The organism is Enorma phocaeensis (genome assembly GCF_900186505.1).
Classification (GTDB): domain Bacteria; phylum Actinomycetota; class Coriobacteriia; order Coriobacteriales; family Coriobacteriaceae; genus Enorma; species Enorma phocaeensis.
This window is the reverse complement of the sequence record NZ_LT891970.1, coordinates 587,601-605,591: the sequence shown is the minus strand read 5'-3', so window position 1 is coordinate 605,591 and position 17,991 is coordinate 587,601. Positions and strand designations below refer to the sequence as shown.

General features: G+C 63.1%; 16 protein-coding genes and 1 pseudogene. 7 read left to right on the top strand and 10 right to left on the bottom strand.

Features of this window, described 5'->3' with window-relative positions:
• Positions 1-3 precede the first annotated feature (3 nt).
• The 3 genes from C1717_RS08850 (at position 4) to C1717_RS08840 (ending at position 3,872) form a co-directional block, all read left to right on the top strand.
• Positions 4-1,230 (top strand): Nramp family divalent metal transporter, encoded by a 1,227-nt coding sequence (locus C1717_RS08850; protein WP_102372821.1) that lies wholly within the window; start codon positions 4-6, stop codon positions 1,228-1,230.
• A gap of 866 nt (positions 1,231-2,096) precedes the next feature.
• Entirely contained in the window at positions 2,097-2,651 is a 555-nt protein-coding gene (locus tag C1717_RS08845) for a hypothetical protein (RefSeq protein ID WP_146003688.1), read from the top strand.
• Positions 2,652-2,987: 336 nt separating this feature from the next.
• The gene (locus tag C1717_RS08840; protein ID WP_102372819.1) at positions 2,988-3,872 is read left to right on the top strand and encodes a class II fructose-bisphosphate aldolase; all 885 of its coding nucleotides are present in this window, start codon (positions 2,988-2,990) and stop codon (positions 3,870-3,872) included.
• 200 nt (positions 3,873-4,072) lie between these two features.
• Here the strand turns inward: C1717_RS08840 and C1717_RS08835 are convergent, their stop codons facing one another.
• Entirely contained in the window at positions 4,073-6,241 is a 2,169-nt protein-coding gene (locus C1717_RS08835; RefSeq protein WP_102373107.1) for an acyltransferase family protein, read from the bottom strand.
• 390 nt (positions 6,242-6,631) lie between these two features.
• On the opposite strand from C1717_RS08835, the gene pyrE reads away from it, so the two are divergent.
• The 4 genes and pseudogenes from pyrE to C1717_RS08820 all read left to right on the top strand — a co-directional run bounded on the left by pyrE (position 6,632) and on the right by C1717_RS08820 (position 9,550).
• Positions 6,632-7,318 carry an orotate phosphoribosyltransferase gene (gene pyrE, locus C1717_RS08830; protein ID WP_102372818.1) on the top strand — a complete coding sequence of 229 codons (687 nt, stop codon included), beginning with the start codon at positions 6,632-6,634 and terminating at the stop codon, positions 7,316-7,318.
• Between the two features lie 224 nt (positions 7,319-7,542).
• Entirely contained in the window at positions 7,543-8,097 is a 555-nt protein-coding gene (locus C1717_RS08825) for a DUF5105 domain-containing protein (protein ID WP_102372817.1), read from the top strand.
• A 112-nt stretch (positions 8,098-8,209) separates the two neighbouring features.
• A pseudogene (locus C1717_RS11000) lies at positions 8,210-8,272 on the top strand (zinc-ribbon domain-containing protein); the annotation flags it as partial.
• A 90-nt stretch (positions 8,273-8,362) separates the two neighbouring features.
• Positions 8,363-9,550, top strand: a complete 1,188-nt coding sequence (locus C1717_RS08820) for an AsnC family protein (protein WP_102372816.1) — start codon at positions 8,363-8,365, stop codon at positions 9,548-9,550.
• A 46-nt stretch (positions 9,551-9,596) separates the two neighbouring features.
• Here the strand turns inward: C1717_RS08820 and C1717_RS08815 are convergent, their stop codons facing one another.
• The 9 genes from C1717_RS08815 to C1717_RS08775 form a co-directional block, all read right to left on the bottom strand.
• Entirely contained in the window at positions 9,597-10,256 is a 660-nt protein-coding gene (locus C1717_RS08815) for an HAD family hydrolase (RefSeq protein WP_102372815.1), read from the bottom strand.
• Between the two features lie 8 nt (positions 10,257-10,264).
• Positions 10,265-11,287: a hydrogenase expression/formation protein HypE gene (gene hypE / locus C1717_RS08810; protein WP_102373106.1), complete on the bottom strand. Its 1,023-nt coding sequence runs from the start codon at positions 11,285-11,287 to the stop codon at positions 10,265-10,267.
• Between the two features lie 125 nt (positions 11,288-11,412).
• On the bottom strand, positions 11,413-12,534 hold the full coding sequence (hypD, locus tag C1717_RS08805) for a hydrogenase formation protein HypD (protein WP_102372814.1): 1,122 nt from the start codon (positions 12,532-12,534) through the stop codon (positions 11,413-11,415).
• Positions 12,531-12,821: a HypC/HybG/HupF family hydrogenase formation chaperone gene (locus tag C1717_RS08800; protein ID WP_102372813.1), complete on the bottom strand. Its 291-nt coding sequence runs from the start codon at positions 12,819-12,821 to the stop codon at positions 12,531-12,533. Before C1717_RS08800 ends, hypD begins: the two co-directional genes overlap by 4 nt.
• 71 nt (positions 12,822-12,892) lie before the next feature.
• A complete protein-coding gene (hypF, locus tag C1717_RS08795) occupies positions 12,893-15,337 on the bottom strand; it encodes a carbamoyltransferase HypF (RefSeq protein ID WP_102372812.1) in 2,445 nt (814 codons plus the stop codon).
• 9 nt (positions 15,338-15,346) lie between these two features.
• On the bottom strand, positions 15,347-15,790 hold the full coding sequence (gene nikR, locus C1717_RS08790) for a nickel-responsive transcriptional regulator NikR (protein WP_102372811.1): 444 nt from the start codon (positions 15,788-15,790) through the stop codon (positions 15,347-15,349).
• A 1-nt stretch (position 15,791) separates the two neighbouring features.
• On the bottom strand, positions 15,792-16,040 hold the full coding sequence (locus C1717_RS08785; protein WP_102372810.1) for a hypothetical protein: 249 nt from the start codon (positions 16,038-16,040) through the stop codon (positions 15,792-15,794).
• Positions 16,041-16,073: 33 nt separating this feature from the next.
• Positions 16,074-16,868 carry a DeoR/GlpR family DNA-binding transcription regulator gene (locus tag C1717_RS08780; protein WP_102372809.1) on the bottom strand — a complete coding sequence of 265 codons (795 nt, stop codon included), beginning with the start codon at positions 16,866-16,868 and terminating at the stop codon, positions 16,074-16,076.
• A gap of 10 nt (positions 16,869-16,878) precedes the next feature.
• On the bottom strand, positions 16,879-17,871 hold the full coding sequence (locus tag C1717_RS08775; protein ID WP_102372808.1) for a glycyl-radical enzyme activating protein: 993 nt from the start codon (positions 17,869-17,871) through the stop codon (positions 16,879-16,881).
• Positions 17,872-17,991: the final 120 nt, after the last annotated feature.

Below are 17,991 nucleotides of genomic sequence, written 5' to 3'. Positions count from 1 at the left end.
ACCATGGCGCGCGAAGGGCGGGGAAGGCTTACCCTCATGGCGGTGCTCGGCGCGATGGGGCCAGGGCTTCTTGCAGCGCTTGCGGGCAACGACGCAGGCGGAATCGCTACCTATTCAAGTGCTGGCGCTGATTTTGGCTACGGCACGCTTTGGATTCTTCCGGTGATGGCGGTGCTGCTCATCGTGGTCCAGGAGACTGCGGCGCGTTGCGGCTGCGTTACGGGCAAGGGCTTCGCCTCGCTCATCCGCGAGCGCTTCGGCGTTCGGCTCTCGGCGCTCGCGATGGGGGCGCTTCTTATTGCCAACACGGCCGTTACCATCTCCGAGTTCGCGGGCATTGCGAGCGGCCTGGCGCTGTTCGGCGTTCCGGCTGCTATTTCTGTTCCGCTTGTGGGGCTCATCATCTGGCTCATCACCATGAGCGGTAGCTTTCAGCGCATCGAGAAGATCTTGCTGCTGGTAAGCTGCGTTTTCATCACCTATGTAGCGGCTGCCTTTCTTGTAGGGCCCGATTGGCGCGAGGTCGGGCTTGCGACGGTGACCCCGCGCCTGCTGCCGGATTCCGATTACATATCGCTGCTCGTCGCTACTATCGGCACCACGATCGCGCCCTGGATGATATTTCTGGCTCAGAACAATGTCGTCGATAAGAACATCGATGAGGACGGTATCGCGCTGCAGCGCGTCGATACCGTCACGGGTTCCGCGGTTGCATGCGCCATCGCCTGGTTCATCATCGTCACCACGGCGACGGTGCTGCATCCAGCGGGTATCGAGGTTGCCGACGCAGCCGATGCCGCCCAAGCCCTCGAGCCCATCGCAGGACACTGGTCGACCATCCTATTCGGTGCCGGACTGGTGGCGGCGAGCTTCCTTGCGGCGTGCGTCTTGCCCGGAGTGACCTCCAGCGCGATCTGCGAGGCGTTCGGATGGGAGCGCGGCGCGGACCGTACCTGGGAGGAAGCGCCTGCGTACCGGGGCTTCATCACGGGCATCGTGCTCATCTCCGCGATGCTCGTCATCCTGCCGGGCGTGAACCTCTTCGATATCATGATGAGCGCTCAGGTCATCAACGGTGTTCTGCTGCCGGTGCTGCTCGTCTTCCTCGTCCTCATAGCCCAGGACCGCCTCATCATGGGGGAGTGCCGCAACGGCCGCGTCTGGAACATTCTTACCTGGGCGACCATCGTGCTTATCACGGTGCTCACGGTCGTGATGTTCGTGCTGTGACGCTGCTGCTTGTTCATTCGGGTGAATCCACGAGGTACCCGTATGCCCGGAGCGAAGGGCTATTCAGCATTGATGTGGCCATCAGCCAAAGCCTGGCCATTCAGCCGAAGCTTGGCCATTCAGCAGGAACGCGGCCATTCAGCCGAAACAATCTATGGGCGGAAAATAGCAAGAGGAGAGGCTCAGAAGGGGTCTCTCATGCTAAATCCTGCCCGCAGTTTTCGATGGGCTTTCAGGCTCTAGAACCTATGGCTATCTTTACCGGATGTCCATAGGGTCGTGTTGGGTGAGGGAAGTGAGCAAATCGTTTGCGCACCGGCCCGCCATCAAAAGCACATCAAGGAAAAAACGGGGCCACCTGCCTGCATCGGTAAGCAAGGGGAAAGATTGCCGTTGGAGATGCGTTGGACTGACCTGATAACCTGCGCAAATGGACGGGAAGCGCGCGGGGAGGCTCCATGCACGCCAGAGTTTCAAACCGTATACTCGAATCGATGACGCCCCTCGAGAAGCAAGGTTTGCTGTATTGCCCGAAGGATCAGCTGACGCAGCGCGCTTGCAGGGCCCGCGTTCGAAACGGAATGCTTGTCGAGCCAGCGCCAGGCTTATTTGCGCGGGCTGAGTGCTGGGAGCAGAGCAATCCCTGGACGCATCCGTATCGAATCATCAGGTCGTTGGCGCACGTGCATCCAGGATGGGTCTTTGCATCGTTTTCAGCGGCATGCATCTACGGACTGCCGGTATCTATCGAGCTCCTCGACCGGATACACATAGCAGTTCCAAACGGGTCGCATTCTGGAGGCAAAGGTTTGGTCGTCCGTCATCCGATGGCCCTTGAGGGAGACCGCAGGGTTATGGGGGTTCGCGTGGCGTCGTTGGAGCGCGTGGTGGTTGACTGCATGCGCGAAGCTCCCTTTCCGGAGGCCTTGGCGATAGCAGATGGCGCGCTCAGGCTGGGAGACTGGCCGCATGCCCGCCTTGTTGAGCTGACGGAACGCTACGGTGCCGGACGGCCGGGCATCCGGGGGGCGCGACGAGTCGCGCAGTATGCGGATGCGCGTGCGGAAAGTGGTGGCGAGTCCGTGGCGCGTGGCGTCATGATCGAGGAGGGGTTCGCCGTGCCGGACCTCCAGACGGTCCTCCCCAACGTGCTCGATCCCAATCGACCGTTTCGCGTGGATGGTAGCTGGCGGACACCTGATGGCAGGTTGATAGCGTTCGAGGCTGACGGTGAGGAGAAGTATCGGCAGTTTGCAAGCCGTCACGGAGGGGATGCCGTGCGGAAAATGATGAAGGAGCGCCAGCGGGAGGCACTTCTCACGGCTGCTTGCGATGCGCTGATCCGTTTCGACTTCCGCACCGTCAAGGCACCGGGCGCCCTTGCGCGTCTCCTAGACAGCTATGGCGTGCCTCGCGCTTGAGGTCCCTACCCAGTCGACCGCAATCTGCGGGCAGCTTTTAGCAAGAGAGACCCCTCCTGAGCTCCTTCTCTTGCTAAATCCTGCCCACAGTTTTTGCGTAATGCAACATGGAAGCGCGCGTCGCTCGCATGGAAACCGGATTGTCATCTTCTGAGGTTCCAACGTTCGGCGCTCACCGGAGAATCGGGCGGCGTTGCCGAGAAACCTGTCGATGACTTCATCGTGGGAGTGAAAACGTGCCATGATGAGAAAGGATGCTGCGCGCAGGCGAGGGCGATCCACCTATCGCGGCCGTGTGCGGCACGGGAGATGCTGCCTGAAGAAAGAGGTTGGAACATGCTCGTTACCATGAAGTCGATTCTCGACCACGCAAACAAGCACAACTACGCCGTCATGGCGATTAACTGCATCAATATGGAGATGGTACGCGGTGCGATTGCCGCTGCAGAAGAAGAGCATTCGCCGATCATCATTCAGATGGGAATCGGACAGATCAACAACCACGCTCATATGGAGGACATCGCTCCGATCGTACAGAACATCGCGCGCCGCGCCAACGTGCCGGTGGCTTTGAATCTCGATCACGGCGGAAAGTGGGAGGACGAGGTCCGTGCCATGAAGCTCGGCTACACCAACGTCATGATCGACGCGTCTGCCCTGAGCTACGAGGAGAACAAGAGCCGCACCGCGCTTGTGGTTACCGCCGCGCACGCCATGGGCATCTCCGTTGAGGCGGAGCTCGGCCACGTGGGCCAGGCCGATGCAGGCGACGGGCGCACTGATGATATGTACACTAACGTCGAACAGGCGGTGGAGTTCGTTCAGGAGACCGGCTGCGACGCGCTCGCCGTTGCCATCGGCACCGCACATGGCCAGTATCCTGAGGGATACGTGCCCAAGCTTGACTTCGATCGCCTGGCAGAGCTCAAGGCTGCACTCCAGATGCCCCTCGTGCTGCATGGTGGCTCCGGTGCCGGCGAGGAGAACCTGCGCCGCGCCGTTGCCGGCGGCATCAACAAGGTGAACGTTGCCACCGATGCGTTCCAGGTCGCAAAGGACGCCGTGCTCGCGAAGCTCGAGGAAAACCCCAAGGCAAACTACATGCAGATGGAGATGGCTGCCGAAGCCGGTGTGAAGGCGTTCGTGAAAGATTACATCCACGTTTTGGGTTCGAACGACCGCTATACGTTCGAGGATAAGGACACGGGCTCGAAGGAGTAACGGCTGAAAAGCAGCGGTTCTATCGTGAGGAAGCCGAGCGGTTCCTCGCGGTAACGCATCTGGTATGAAATGCATCTGGCACGAGAAGGCCGCGCTTACGTGCACAGTGCACGACGGCGCGGTCTCGCTGCACCTTGCTTTCGCAACGGTTTGCCCAGGTGGATCGTCGCAGCAGCCGCCTTCCGTGGCTATCGCTAAGGCTACTCCTGCGGGGCACCGTTAGCGATACGGTCCCTCTCATAGGCGCGCATGCGGTCGAACATGCTTTGAATCTGCGTGTTGATCTCATTCACGCGCTGGTCGCGCTCCGCGCCCTCGAAGCGGAACGGCAGGTCATCCTTGACGCATTCGTATACGAGATTGACGTATTCCTCGGCACCCTGCGTGGTGAGATGCGTACCGTCGCCGTCGAAGAGGTCGTTTCTGCCCTCGCTGTAGCCATACCAGTCGATGACGCGAACATTGTCGTAGCGCTGCGCCGCACCGTTCAGCGCCTCGTTAGTCGCGGCGACCCACTGGCGAGGGCTGCGCGTGGTGATGAACACCACGATGCGCTCGTCGCCGACCGTAGCCATAAGCTCGTCGATGGCGCTATCGGTTACCAAGCCGTTCGTGCCGAGGGCGAACACCGCGATGCGCCCGGCGAGGTTCTGCTGGGCGTAGCTCTGAAAGATGCCTGCCGCCGTGCCGAACTGCCTGCTCTTGGCGGCGTCGATATGTCCATGGGGAAAGCGCGTGTTGAACGTGTCCACGCAGCGGAGCGAAACGGAGTCGCCGATCATGAGGATGTCGTAGGCGCCATCGGGGAAGCCGTCCTCGTTCGCATCGGTGGCATCGCCGGGTTCGGCGGCAAGCGCTGCAGCCTCGTCGGAGTCTCCTTGGTCTTCGGGGCTTCCGGAATCAGCGGCGCCGTTTTCGATGAGATCGGCACCCTCCGCGCTGAGTGCAGAGGTGCTGGGCACGAATGCAATGCCGCCGAGTGCGAGGATCAGCGCGAGTGAAACGGCACCGGTAGTAATCGCATGTCCGCGCAGGAAATCGGGTATGCGCACGCTTCCCGTGCGTACGTCGGCGATAAATGAGCCCAACGCCCCATGGCGGAACGGCGTCTCGATGAAGTGGTAGGAAAGCTCGGCTGCGAGAAGAACGACCCCGAGCTGGATGAGGTACATCCACCACGGAGTTGCGCTGATGTTGGAGACGGGGTTCATGAGGGCGAGTAGCGGATAGTGCCACAGGTAGATGCTATAGGAACGCTTGCCGAGCCACACAAGGGGACCGAACGAGAACACCCGTGCAAGGAGGCCGTTGCTCTGCACGCAGGCGGCGATGAGGACGACGGTGAGCAACGAGCAGATCACGGTTCCACCGCGGTACATGAACGGGGTGTAGCCGTTGGCCATGATGGTCATGGCAACCAAGCCGGCGATAGCTGCGATGCCCAGAAGATCGAGCGCGAGCGTGCTGGAGCCTTGACGGCGCGCTGCCCGCACGGAGGTAGCGCGGCTATGGGCGGCTTCGGCAACGTAGCTGCTGCGCGTGGCGGCGTTGGCGGCTTCAAGCTCGGCGTCGTAGCCCTCCTCCTCGCCGCCGCCCGGGAGCAGTTTGCCAAGGCCGATCTCACCCAAAAGGCGCCTGGGGCTCATCGAATCTTCCGGGATGAAGGCGAGCCAGGCGCCAAGCAACATGGAGAACGCACGGGTATCGGTGCCGTAGTACACGCGGCTGGGATCGGCTGCGGGGTCGTAGAGTACCGCCATGGCGATGGCCGATGCCGCGGCGAGCACGAGCGCGATGCGACGCACCGCTGGTTTCCTGGCACCCACCTTAAGCAGGAGGAGTAGCAGCAGCGGCCACACCACGTAGAACTGCTCCTCGATGGCGAGGGACCAGAAGTGGGTGAGGGGCGAGGGGTCGCCCAGCGCATCGAAGTACGAGACGTTCTGCAGGATCTGCCACCAATTGTTGAAGAAGAACAGCGACGGGACGATATCCGGGCGCATCTTGGTGAGCATCACGTGGTTGAAGAAGGTGCACAGAATGGCGACGACCACCACGAGCGTGACGGTTGCCGGCACGAGTCTGCGCACGCGGCGGATCCAGAACCCCTTGAGGTCGATGGATTGGCTCTGCTCGAACTCGGCGACGAGTAGGCGTGTGATGAGATAGCCCGAGAGCACGAAGAACATCGTGACGCCTAGAAAGCCGCCTTGTGCCCAGGTGAAGTTAAGGTGATAGAGCACCACGGCGATGACAGCGAAGGTGCGGATGCCGTCGAGCGCGGGAATGTAGCGCGAGCGGGGCCGCTTGGGCTCCGCCTCGGAAGTGATTCCGGTGGCTTCCCGAGATGCGTCGCGTTGTCGAGTCATGCGAGCATCATGGCGATGGGCTTGCCGCTCGGGCGCCTGAGTGCTGCTCGCCGGGCGCTCGCTGGGAGTACGGCGAGCAGAAGTCTGGCTGCGATGCGCGTGGCCTCCCTCTGCCCTGCGCGGATGGGGACGTTCGGTCATCAGCGAATCCTCGATAATTCGTGCGATATCATGTCTTGAACCTTGGAGATTATACTCTTCCCAGCGGCGAGGAGCCCGGTTGCATGCCGTTTCGCCGGTAATCAACAGTCTGTCCAGCACTTGCCCAAAGATTATCCATATGCTCCAGCGCGCGCGACGGTGCGCGAAGCCTCCCTGCGTTCTGGTAAGCTAGTTGCAGGCCGAGATCCCAGGCGTCCTGCCTGCGGTAGAGAATGAGGAGGCGCGTCCATGGAGGCGTACAAGCAGGAGTTCATCAGGTTCATGGTCGAGAGCGACGTGCTCAAGTTCGGCGAGTTCACGCTCAAGAGCGGGCGCACCTCGCCCTTCTTCATGAACGCCGGCGCTTATGTCACGGGCGCCCAGCTCAAGCGTTTGGGCCAGTACTACGCACAGGCCATCCACGATAACTTCGGCCTTGATTTCGATGTCGTGTTCGGCCCGGCATACAAGGGTATCCCGCTTTCCGTCGTGACCGCCATCGCCCTCGATGAGCTGTACGGCAAAGAGGTCAAGTATTGCTCCGACCGCAAGGAGGTCAAAGATCACGGTGCCGACAAGGGCGGCATGCTCGGCTACGAGCTCAAGGATGGCGACCGCGTAGTCATGGTCGAGGACGTCACCACCTCGGGCAAGTCGATCGACGAAACCTATCCCAAGCTCAAGGCAGCTGCCGATGTCGAGGTCAAGGGCCTTATCGTGAGCCTCAACCGCATGGAGGTGGGCCGCGGCGGCAAGGTGACCGCGCAGCAGGAGATCCAGGAGCGCTATGGCTTCCCCGTCGCGTCGATCGTCTCGATGGATGAGGTCGTCGAGGAACTCTACGGCAAGGAGATCGACGGGCGCGTGGTGATCGACGACGACATCAAGGCGGCGCTCGATGCCTACTACGAGCGCTATGGCGTGAAGGCCCAGTAAGCGATTTAGCTATCTGGTGAAAGATGCTTGACAAAGCCCTCGGGTGCCGCAGCCCGAGGGCTCTGCTAATGTATCCCTGCCGAGCAAACCGGCGCGTTCACAGAATGGAAACGCGTGGCGAGGCCTTGCCGGAATGGCGCTTGGGTACAATCGGGATACCTTGGTGACCGGGACGCGTCCAGGTATTCGAGGACATGCCCCACTCTTCTGCTATGGGAGGAATCATGAAGAAGCGTTTCTTGTTGGTGCCGTTTATGGCGGTCGCGCTGGTGTTTTCGCTGTTTCTAGCCGGGTGCGGCGGCACCGATCCGGAACAGCTCATTCGCGAAGATCTCGAAGCCAGGCTCGGCGAGATCGATGAGCTGGACGAGGCGATGGCTGCCGGTCTGGAAGAGTCGGTGGGCGACGATCTCGATTCGTTTGGCATTACCGCCGAGGAGTTCTCCACTGCCTATCTTGACGGCTTCGGCTATGAGATCGGCGACATCACCGTCGATGGCGATACCGCTACGGCCGAGGTGACCATAACGGTCAAGTCCTACAACGACATCATGTCCGCGCTCCAAACCGATTTCGGCGAGTGGCTCAATTCCGAGGAGGCGAGCGCTGTTACGAGCGAGGAGGAGCTCTACCAGGAGCTTGGCAGCATGCTGATCGAGGCCGTCCAGAACACCGAAGCTACCCAAAACACCCTCACGGTCGACTACACCAAAGATGGCGATGAGTGGACCATGGACTCCAGCTCGCTGAGCGAGATCAACGCTCTCTTCGGCGCGTAAGAATCCCGCGCCTAAACCCCGCGCCTGCAATCGCGGTGAGCTTGATGCGCAGCGCGCCACATGCTGCATGGCGTTACTGTATTTGACAAGGTAGAACGGATGGGGGGACGAGATGTTTTGCACGAAGTGCGGAGCCGCGGTGCCTGAAGGATCGGCGTTTTGCACTGCCTGTGGGAATCCCATGGCCCAGGCCGGGACGGGCTCGTCCACCCCATTTTCGCCGGTGCCGCCCGCGCAACGGCCCACGCCCCCGCCTTCCCAGGTGATGGACGGCTTCACGCCTGCGTCAGGCGGTACCGCTCCGTATGGGCGAGCTCCGTACGGCCAGGGCGGAGGCCAGCCATATGGCCAGGGCGGCAACGGGACCTATGGGCAGACGCCCCCAAATGCATACCAGGCACCCCGCTATGCTTCTGGGCAGCAGCCCTCCCCTCAGTCCCCTCAGCCATCCCAACAGGCGCCGCGCAAACGGCCCGCAGGCAAGATCGTCGCAATCGCGCTCGGCGTCGTTGCGCTCCTCGCGGTGCTCGGTGTTGGCGGATTCTTTGCCTATCAAACGGTTTTCGGCGAGAAGCCGGAAGAGATCATAGCCGCCCATGCCAACGAGCTCATGGCTGCCTACGCGGATTCCGCTTCAGGCGAGGGTTCCGCGCTCATCGATGAGGCGGACAGCATCTTGGCCGCGCTCGGCAACTATCCTCATCCGGGCAGCGATGCCTACGAAGCGTGGCTCGACGATTCGTCGTATGAGGTTGGCGGGGTCACGGTTTCCGAGGACGGTACCACGGCAACGGTCGATGTCACCGTGACGCACCGCCCGCTCATCGACTCGGTCGAGGAGCACGAGGGCGTCCGTGACAGCGCGGGTGATGAGCAGGAGCGCGAGTTCGTGCTCTCCTATCGCCGTTCTGGTGACGAATGGCGGCTGGACGACGAGGCCGAGGCGGAAGCGGCGGTGTACGCGGCTTACCTGCCCACCGATGAAGAGCTCATCATCTCGGACGTCTACTGGTACCTGGGTGATCCCGACGAGATCGACGGCCAGATCATCGCAGCGCTCCAGGAGTCGGGCGACCAGAGCTTTGAGGCGCTCGGCATCACCATGGATGAGTTCCTCGACGCGTATCTCGATGGCTTTGGCTATGAGGTAGGCGATGCGAACGTCGACGGCGACGTGGCGACCGTGCGCGTGACGGTGACCGTGAAGCCTTACGATGACATCGTGCTCGAGTTCCAAAACCAGTTCCAGCTCATGATGCAGAACGTGGATCCTGCGACCATCACAAGCGAAGAGGAGCTCTACGAAGCCAGCGGCCAGCTTCTTTTGCAGGTGGTGGAGGGCATTCCGACCCAGAACTACACGGTCGAGCTCGTCTTCGTGCAGGATGGCGACGGCGTGTGGTGGATGGACGAGGCTTCGCACTACGCCTTGATGGGGATCTTTGGCGGGTAGGCACGAGGTAGAGGAGCCGAACGCATTCGCCCCTTGCCAGCGGGGTTTACGCCCCGCGAACGATACGTTCGAGCTCCGCCGGATCCTCGACGATGTAATCCGCGCCCGCCTGCACGAGTTCCTCGCGTCCGCGGAAGCCCCATGTGACGCCTGCGACGGCAAGGGCGGCATTATGGCCCGTCTCGACGTCCACACTGCTATCGCCAACGTAGAGGGTCGTCGAACGCGGTGCTCCGAGAGACTCGATGACGCGCAGGGTCATGGGCGCCGCGGGCTTGGGAGGAAAGGCGTCGATGCGTCCCTGAACCAGGGAGAACCTTTTGCCAAAAAAGTGCTTTACGAGCGGGACCACGGCTTCATGGTCCTTGTTGCTGAGCACCGCGAGCGTAGCCCCCGCGCGTGCCAGCGCGTCGAGCGCCTCGGGTATTCCGGGATAGGGTGCGGTATGGTCTTCCCGGTGCTCGCCATAGGTACGCAGGACCTCGGCAAATGTGCGTTCGAATACCTCGCTCATCCCGGTGTACTCAGCGGGGATGATCCGTTCGACGAGCTTGGGTATACCGTTGCCCACCTTGTAGCGATAAGCGTCGACGGGAAACGTCTGCCATCCGTTGCGGGCGCATACGATATTGCATGATGCGGCGAGATCCTCCAGCGTGTCGAGGAGGGTGCCATCGAGATCGAAGATGACGTGCGTGAAGCGCATGGATTCTCCTAGCAGATGCGGGGGAGCTGCTCGCCCACGACCATGTTGAGGACCCGCTCCGCCCCCCAGGCAGTGCGCACGCGCACGCAAGGGGAGCCGGCGCGTCGCGCCTCGACGACGGAGCCTACGATCGCCGCCTGTCCGCCATAGCGGGATGCGCGCATAGCTGCGAGCGATGCGGATGCCTCATCGGCGGGGACCACCGCGACCATCTTGCCTTCGTTGGCGACCTGCAGGGGGTCGTAGCCGAGCATGTCGCACGCGGCGCGCACCTGCGCGTCAACGGGGACCGCCGCCTCGTCCAGCTCGATGTCGACGCCGCTTGCTTGAGCGAACTCGTTCAAGGTGCTTGCCAGTCCGCCGCGCGTGGGATCGCGGAAGCAGCGCGCGTGCGGTGCCGCTTCGAGTACGGCTGCGACGAGCTGGTTTAACGGCGCTGCGTCGCTTGCTATGTCGGTCGTAAACGAGAGCCCCTCGCGCGTGCTGAGAATTGCGATGCCATGGTCGCCCATGGTGCCCGATACCAAGATGACATCTCCTGGTTGGCAGGATGACCCGGATAGCGTGACGCCCTCGGGCACCTCGCCCACGCCGGCGGTGTTGATGAAGATGCCATCAGCCTTACCGCGGCCCACGACTTTGGTATCGCCCGTGATGATCGCCACGCCCGCCTCTTGCGCCGTGGAGGCCATGCTCGCGCAGATGCGCTTGAGGTCGGCAAGCGGATAGCCCTCCTCGAGGACGAAGCCGCAGGAAAGGTAGCGCACGCGCGCACCCGAGGTGGCAACGTCGTTCACGGTGCCCGAGACCGCTAGCCTTCCGATATCTCCTCCAGGAAAGAACTGCGGCGTGACCACGAAGGTGTCGGTCGACAGCGCGATGCGTCCGGTTGCCGGTAGCTCGGCTACTCCTGCGTCATTGCCGGCGTGCAGCTCGGGCGCACCAAAGGCGTCGAGGAACACCTCGTCAATGAGGCGCTTCATCATCTGGCCGCCTGAGCCGTGGCTCATCTGGACGGTGGTCTCGCTCATGTGCATGAGAACCTCCTGATGCTCATCTTCTCCGGCCTTCACGTCATGTGGCTACGATGGGGCGCGGCGGGTCGCAGCGGGCGCACCGGGACACGGTGCGTGCTCGGGATAGGGCGTGTGCGTCGTTAGATACGATACGTATGATACGCCGCGCAGCTGCCCTCGCTCGACACCATGCACGGACCCACGGGATGCTCGGGCGTGCATGCGGTATCGAAGAGCGGGCAGGAGCTCGGAGCGATGGCCCCGCGCAGGACGTCCCCGCAGCGACAGCCTCGCGGTTCCTGCGTGGGCTCGATCTCGACCGCGAAGCGCTCGCATGCGTCGAAGCGGCTGTACCGCGCACGGATGCGCATGCCCGACGCGGGCAGCACGCCCAGGCCGCGCCAGGTGGCATCGCATGGCTCGAACACGCGCTCGGCGATTTGCCGGGCCGTCTGGTTGCCCTCGTCGCAGGCGCCTCGTCGGTAGGCGTTTTCTATGGCGGGCGCACCTCGCTCGATCATGTCGATGAGCAGCGCGATCCCCTCGAGGATGTCCACCGGTTCGAATCCCGTCACCACGCCGGGGATGCCGTACTCCTCGGCAAGGAAGCGGAAGGGGGCGAGTCCCGTGATAGTCGAGACATGGCCGGGCAAGATGAAGCCGTCGATGGCGGTCTCGGGGTCGTTGACGATGGCTCGCAGCGCGGGCGGCGTGGTCTTGTGCATGCTGAGCACGCTGAAGTTATCGACTCCACGCGCGCATGCCTCCAGGATGGACGCGGCGATCGCGGGGGTCGTGGTTTCGAATCCAACGCCTAGGAAGACAACCTCGCGCTGGGGTTCGCGGCTGGCGAGCTCGATCGCATCGCGCGGGGAGTAGACCACGCGAATGTCCCTGCCTGCCGCCTTCTCGCGCGCGAGCGAAGATGCGCTGCCAGGGACGCGGACCATGTCGCCAAAGGTGGTGATGGTTACACCAGGTATGCGTGAGAGCGCGATGGCGCGGTCGATGTCGCCATTGGCCGTCACGCAGACCGGGCAGCCGGGGCCGGAAAGCAGGCGAAGCCCGGTGGGCATGACCGATCGAAATCCATAGCGCCCGATGCTCATGGTGTGCGTGCCGCATACCTCCATGAGATTGATCTCGCGTTCTCCTGCCGTGCGCTGGATGCGAGCGATGAGGCTGCGCACGAGTTCCGGATCCCTGAAGGCGCCGAGGTCGAAGCGGGCGGTGCCGGTGCCTACCGCGCTCAAGCCGCTCATGCGAGGTTGCCTTCGCTGGCGGGGGCTCCTTGGTCCGCTTCCTCTATGTCGCTTCCAGGCATGTCCTCGCGTGCAAGCTCATCGAGTTCGCGCACGAGCTCGATGGTTTGGCGCGCCTCCTGCTCGTCGACGATCTGGATGCTAAAGCCGGCATGGACCAGCACCCAATCACCCACCTTCGCCTCGGGCGTGAGGGCGAGCGAGATCGATCGGCGGACGCCCAGCATATCGAGGGTGGCATCGGAACCGTCTATTTGGACAATCGTACCGGGAATTGCAAGACACATGGGTGTGCTCCTCTGGTTGGCCGGCTATCGATGGTACTCTCAGACCCGCGCTACGGCAAATGACCGGCTGGTTACGCGGACTCGTCGAGTTCGCGATCTCGGGATCCGCGCGAGATGCGCGCGCACGCAATTGCGGCCTGGCCATATGCGATGCAACCGTCGTTTACGGGTACGGTCGAAGGGATGAGGACCTTGAGGCCTGTTGCAGCAAGCCTTCGGCGCACCTCTTCGAGCAGGATGCGGTTCATGAAGACCCCGCCGGAAAGCGCCGCCGTGCGTACTCCCGTCTGTGATGCGAGCGCTGAAGCGGCTTCCGCCGTCATCCGTGCGAGCTCAACGTGCAGCGCGTAGGCGAGTTCGCAGGTGTCGATGCCGGCAACAAGGCCGTCTAACAACAGGCGCAGCATCGGTGCGGGATCCAGGGCGAGTACTCCGTCGCTCGCCGAGCAGCAGCCGCTTGGATCGGATTTACCGTCTCGCCTCGCGCTTCCAGGCGGATCGGGGTGGTCCGGTCTTCGTGCGCGATTTGCCGCTGCTTCGAGTTCGATGGCGGGTTCGCCCTCGTAGGTTGCCGTGCTGCAGATGCCGAGGATCGCCGCGCAGGCATCGAGAAAGCGGCCCGCGCTGCTGGTGAGCGGGGAGTTGATGCCGTGATCGATCATGGTAGCCAGGGTCTCGCAGAGGTTGGTGCCAAGCGCGTCGCACAGGTTCGATGCTCCGGGGTGATCGAGCAGGCCATGCTCGCGCAACAGCGCATAGGCGCAGCGTTTAGGGTCTCGAACGGCTGCCTCGCCGCCGGGGAGCGGCCAGGGGGCAAGGTGGGCGGCTCGCTTGAAGGAGGCAAGGTCGGCTATGAGGAACTCCCCGCCCCAGATCGTGCCGTCGCTGCCGGCGCCGGTGCCGTCGAAGGCGATGCCCACCACATGCGCGGAGGGATCGATCACGCCCAGCGCCGCCTTTTCCGCGATGACCGACGCGATGTGCGCATGGTGATGCTGGACCTCGATGAGCGGCAACGCGAGCCGTCTTGCCTCCGTGCGCGCCCAGAGGCTCGTAAGGAAGCTGGGATGCAGGTCGCAGGCGATCGCCTGGGGGGCGAGGTCGAAGAGCCGAGCCATGTGCTCGCGTGCCTCATGCCATGCATCGAGCGTTGGTGCGTGCCCCACGTCGCCGATGTGCTGGGAGACAAAGCAGCGCAAGCGGCCGTCAGCGTCCTTGCGCGCGTAGGCTAAGGTGGCCTTCTGCTCGGCGCCGCACGCGAGAACGGTGGGTATATCGCCCCCGGTGGCAGGCAGCTCGAGCGGCCGGGGCGCATAGCCGCGCGCGCGTCGCACGGGGAGAGCCGTCGGTTCGGGTGCCGTGACCACACGAACAACGGAGTCGTCGAAGCGGGCGCGGATCTTACGGTCGTTACCGAGCAGTGCATCGGCGATGCCGGACGCGACGAGGCGCTCCCACGCCGCGCCGTCGTCGATCTCGATGGGCTCGCCGCTCACGTTGCCGCTGGTCATGACGATAGGGCTGCCGAAAGATGCCATGATGAGGTGCTGGAGCGGCGTGTAGGGGAGCATGACGCCGAGTTCCGGGAGGTCGAGCGCTACGGACGGGGCGAGGGGCAGCGCGCCACCGGGCTTGCGTCGCAACAGGACGATAGGTCGTATGGACCCGGTGAGCAGAGCGAGCTCCGTGTCGTCGATGCGGCACAGCCTGCTTGCTTGCGACAGGTCGCGGACCATGATGGCGAGGGCCTTGCGCGGTCGCCGCTTACGGAGGCGCAGCGCGCGCACGGCGTCCTCATTCGCGGCGTCGCAGGCGAGGTGGAACCCGCCGAGTCCCTTGATCGCGACGATGTCGCCCGAGCGCAGTAGCTCGCAACAGCGCTCAATGATCGCGTCGCTATCCTCGCGCGTGGCACCCACAAGCGCGCCGGCGTCATGAGCGGTGCGCCAGGTGATGTGCGGCCCGCAATCGAAGCAGGCGTCCGGTTGGGCGTGGAAGCGCCGGTCGAGCGGGTCGGCATACTCGGCGGCGCATTGCGCGCACATGGGGAACATCCCCATAGAGGTAAGCGGCCGGTCGTAGGGCAGCGCTTCGATGATGGTATAGCGCGGCCCGCAGTTGGTGCAGTTGATGAAAGGGTAGTGGTAGCGACGGTCCGTCGGGTCGAAAAGCTCGCGCAAGCAGTCCGGGCAGGTGGCGATATCGGGCGAGACCAGGGTCGTGCGGGCGCCTTCGTCGTCTGAGGCGACGATGGAGAATCCCGTAATTCGGTCGTCTTCATCAGGGCAGGGCTGGACGTCGATGCGGTCGATGCGAGCTGCTGCGGGCGCGTGGGCGCTAAGGGCCTCAACGAACGCGTCGAGTTGGTCTTGCGGGGCGAACGCATCGATGTGCACGCCGTCGGTCGCGTTCAAAACAGAGCCGCCGATACCCGAGGCAATGGCCTCGCGGTACACGAAGGGGCGCATGCCCACGCCCTGCACGATACCGGTGATGTGTATGCGCACCCGTGGCATAGCCGCCAGTTAGCGTTCGAGGCTCTGGTCCGTGGCCGCGCATGTGAGCTCGCCGTGCTTCACGCCGCGCAGGCCCAGCAGCTTGTCGGCGAGCTCGTAGACGCGCTTGCCCTTGCCGCGCAATGCCAGGATTTCGAGGCAGTTGTGATGGTCGAGATGAACATGCATCGTCGAGACGATCTCGGTGGTGTAGTCATGCTGGATCTCGTCGAGGCGGCGGGTCAAATCCCCGGTGTGGTGGTCGTAGATCATGGTAAGCGATCCAATGACCTGGGCATCGGGCGTGCGCAGCTCCTGCTTGACGAGCGATGAGCGGATGAGGTCGCGGATGGCCTCGGAGCGGTTCGCGCCGTCTCCCCTGCGCGCGATCTGCGTGTCGAACGCCTCCAGCAGGTCTGCCGGCATAGCGATGGAGAAGCGGACGAGTTCGCTCGACGCATGCGAAGCGCCCATATCACACCAGCTTAACGGTGCCGACCGCGTTGTGGTCCGCCTCGATGGCATCCTCATAGCCCCCAAGCGCCTCGCGAGCTTCGTCGAGCGCTGCGAGCGCCGCTTGCAGCTTCTTGCCGATGCGGGGCATGTCGTATGCCTCGGTCGCATGGAGCAGGCTGTGGGTCCAGTCGCGTGCGAGGGCAACGGATTCATCGACCTGCTTCACGCTCATGGCAAGCTGCCCCATGTTCATTCCCACGTCATGCATGGCTGCCCCTTTCGACGGCTCGCAACGCTCGTATCACAATTCCGCCTTGCCACGCGCGCTCCCCATGGGGGCGACCATGATATCGCGGCAGGCTGCCTTCAAGCGTTCGAGGTAAGCCGGATCGACCAGCCCGTCGGTGACCACATGGTCGTATTCGTCGAGCCGTGCGTTGCCTGCGAGCGCTCGCTCGCCGAATTTCGTGGAGTCGATGACGAGGTAGGTGTCGTCTGCGGCGGCCATGATCGCGCGCTTGACGGTGGCATCCTCGATGGTGGGCTGCATGACGCCGTCCTCGACGGTGCAGGCGTGTCCGCCCAAGAACGCCTTGTCCACATGGATCGTATGGTAGAACTCGATCGCGAGGTCGCCGATGGCTCCTGCGGACACCTTGGAGTAGCGTCCCGGCACGAAGATGATCTCGAGGTCATCGCGCTCGAACACAAGGTTTGCCACGGGCAGGGAGTTGGTGAAGACGGTCACGTTGCGGGCGGTGATATGGCGCAGCACCTGCAGAGGCGTGGTCCCGCAGTCGATGATGATGCTCTCGCCGTCGTGGACCGTGCCCGCCGCGAGCTGGCCGATAGCCTGCTTCTGGGTGACCTGCAAGCTCGTCTTTGCAGCGAAGCTGGGCTCGCGGTTCTGCGCCTCGCGATTGAGGTAGGCTCCGCCGTAGTTCATGGTGACGAGCCCCTGCTGCTCAAAGAGCCTCAGGTCGCGTCGGATGGTCATAGTCGAAACGTCGAAGCGCTCGGCGAGCTCCTTGATGTCCGCGACGCCCTCTTCCTCGAGTGTCGCGAAGATGCTCATCCGGCGTTCCGTTACGTTCATCGAAGACTCCTCAGCCGCTTACCGTCATGGTGAGCCCAAGCTCCCTACCGTAGTCGAGTATCCACTGCACGTCCTGGTCGGTTGGTTCCGGGACGTCTGGGATTGGATACTCGAGCCCGAGGTCGCGGTACTTCCCTAATCCGAGTTTATGATACTTCAAGACGTCAACCTGCCGTACCGCGCTGCCCAAGCTCGAGATGAAATCCAGACGGCGCTCGACATCGCCGCGCTCGTCGTTGTAACCGGGCACGACCACGAGGCGGACGATGAGCTCATGTCCATCCGCGGCGAGCCGGCGGGCGTTCTCGAGTATCCTGGCGTTGCCCTGTCCGGTGCAGCGCCGGTGGATCTCAGGATCCCAGGCTTTGATGTCGTAGAGCACGAGGTCCGCGAGGTCCAGCACAGGGCGCATGCGGTCATAGTCCCATAGTCCTGCGGTGTCTAGCGCGATCTGGATTCCCTCGGCGTGCAGTCGCTCTGCTACCGCGCGCACGAAATCTGCCTGCATAAGGCACTCACCGCCGGAAAAGGTCACCCCTCCTCCGCTTGTCTCGTAGAATGCCTTGTCACGCAGCAGCTTGGATGCGACCTCGCTCGCACGCATCTCCCGCCCCTTGAGCTCATAGGCGTCAAAGTTGCAAACATCAGGGAGCTCGAAGAGGTTCTCGATGTTGCCGCGGTCGATGGTACAGCCATCCTCTGCAACCGTGATGCTGCCGGCGGGACGGGCGTGTTGCGCGCATGCCCCGCAGCGATGGCAGAGGTTCGCATGGTACATGACTTTCTTGCCCGGGTACATGCTCTCGGGATTCGAGCACCACAGGCAGCGCAGGTTGCACCCAACCATGAACACCGTGGACCGTATGCCCGGTCCGTCCTTGGTCGAGTAACTCTGGATATTCATCACCAAGCCCACCGGATCGTGCCCGTATGCCGCGTCGAGCAACGGGGCGCCTGCCGGGGCGTGCGGTTGTTTGTCGGCATGCGGTCGTTCGTCTGCCATGGGAACTCCAATCGAGGGCAAGAGGCAGCCCGTCCAAAGGAGGAAGACGGGCTGCCAGGAAGGTGGGTCGCCGGGAACGGGGCCACCAAGGCCCCTGGAACCATGGCTACTCGGCGGTTC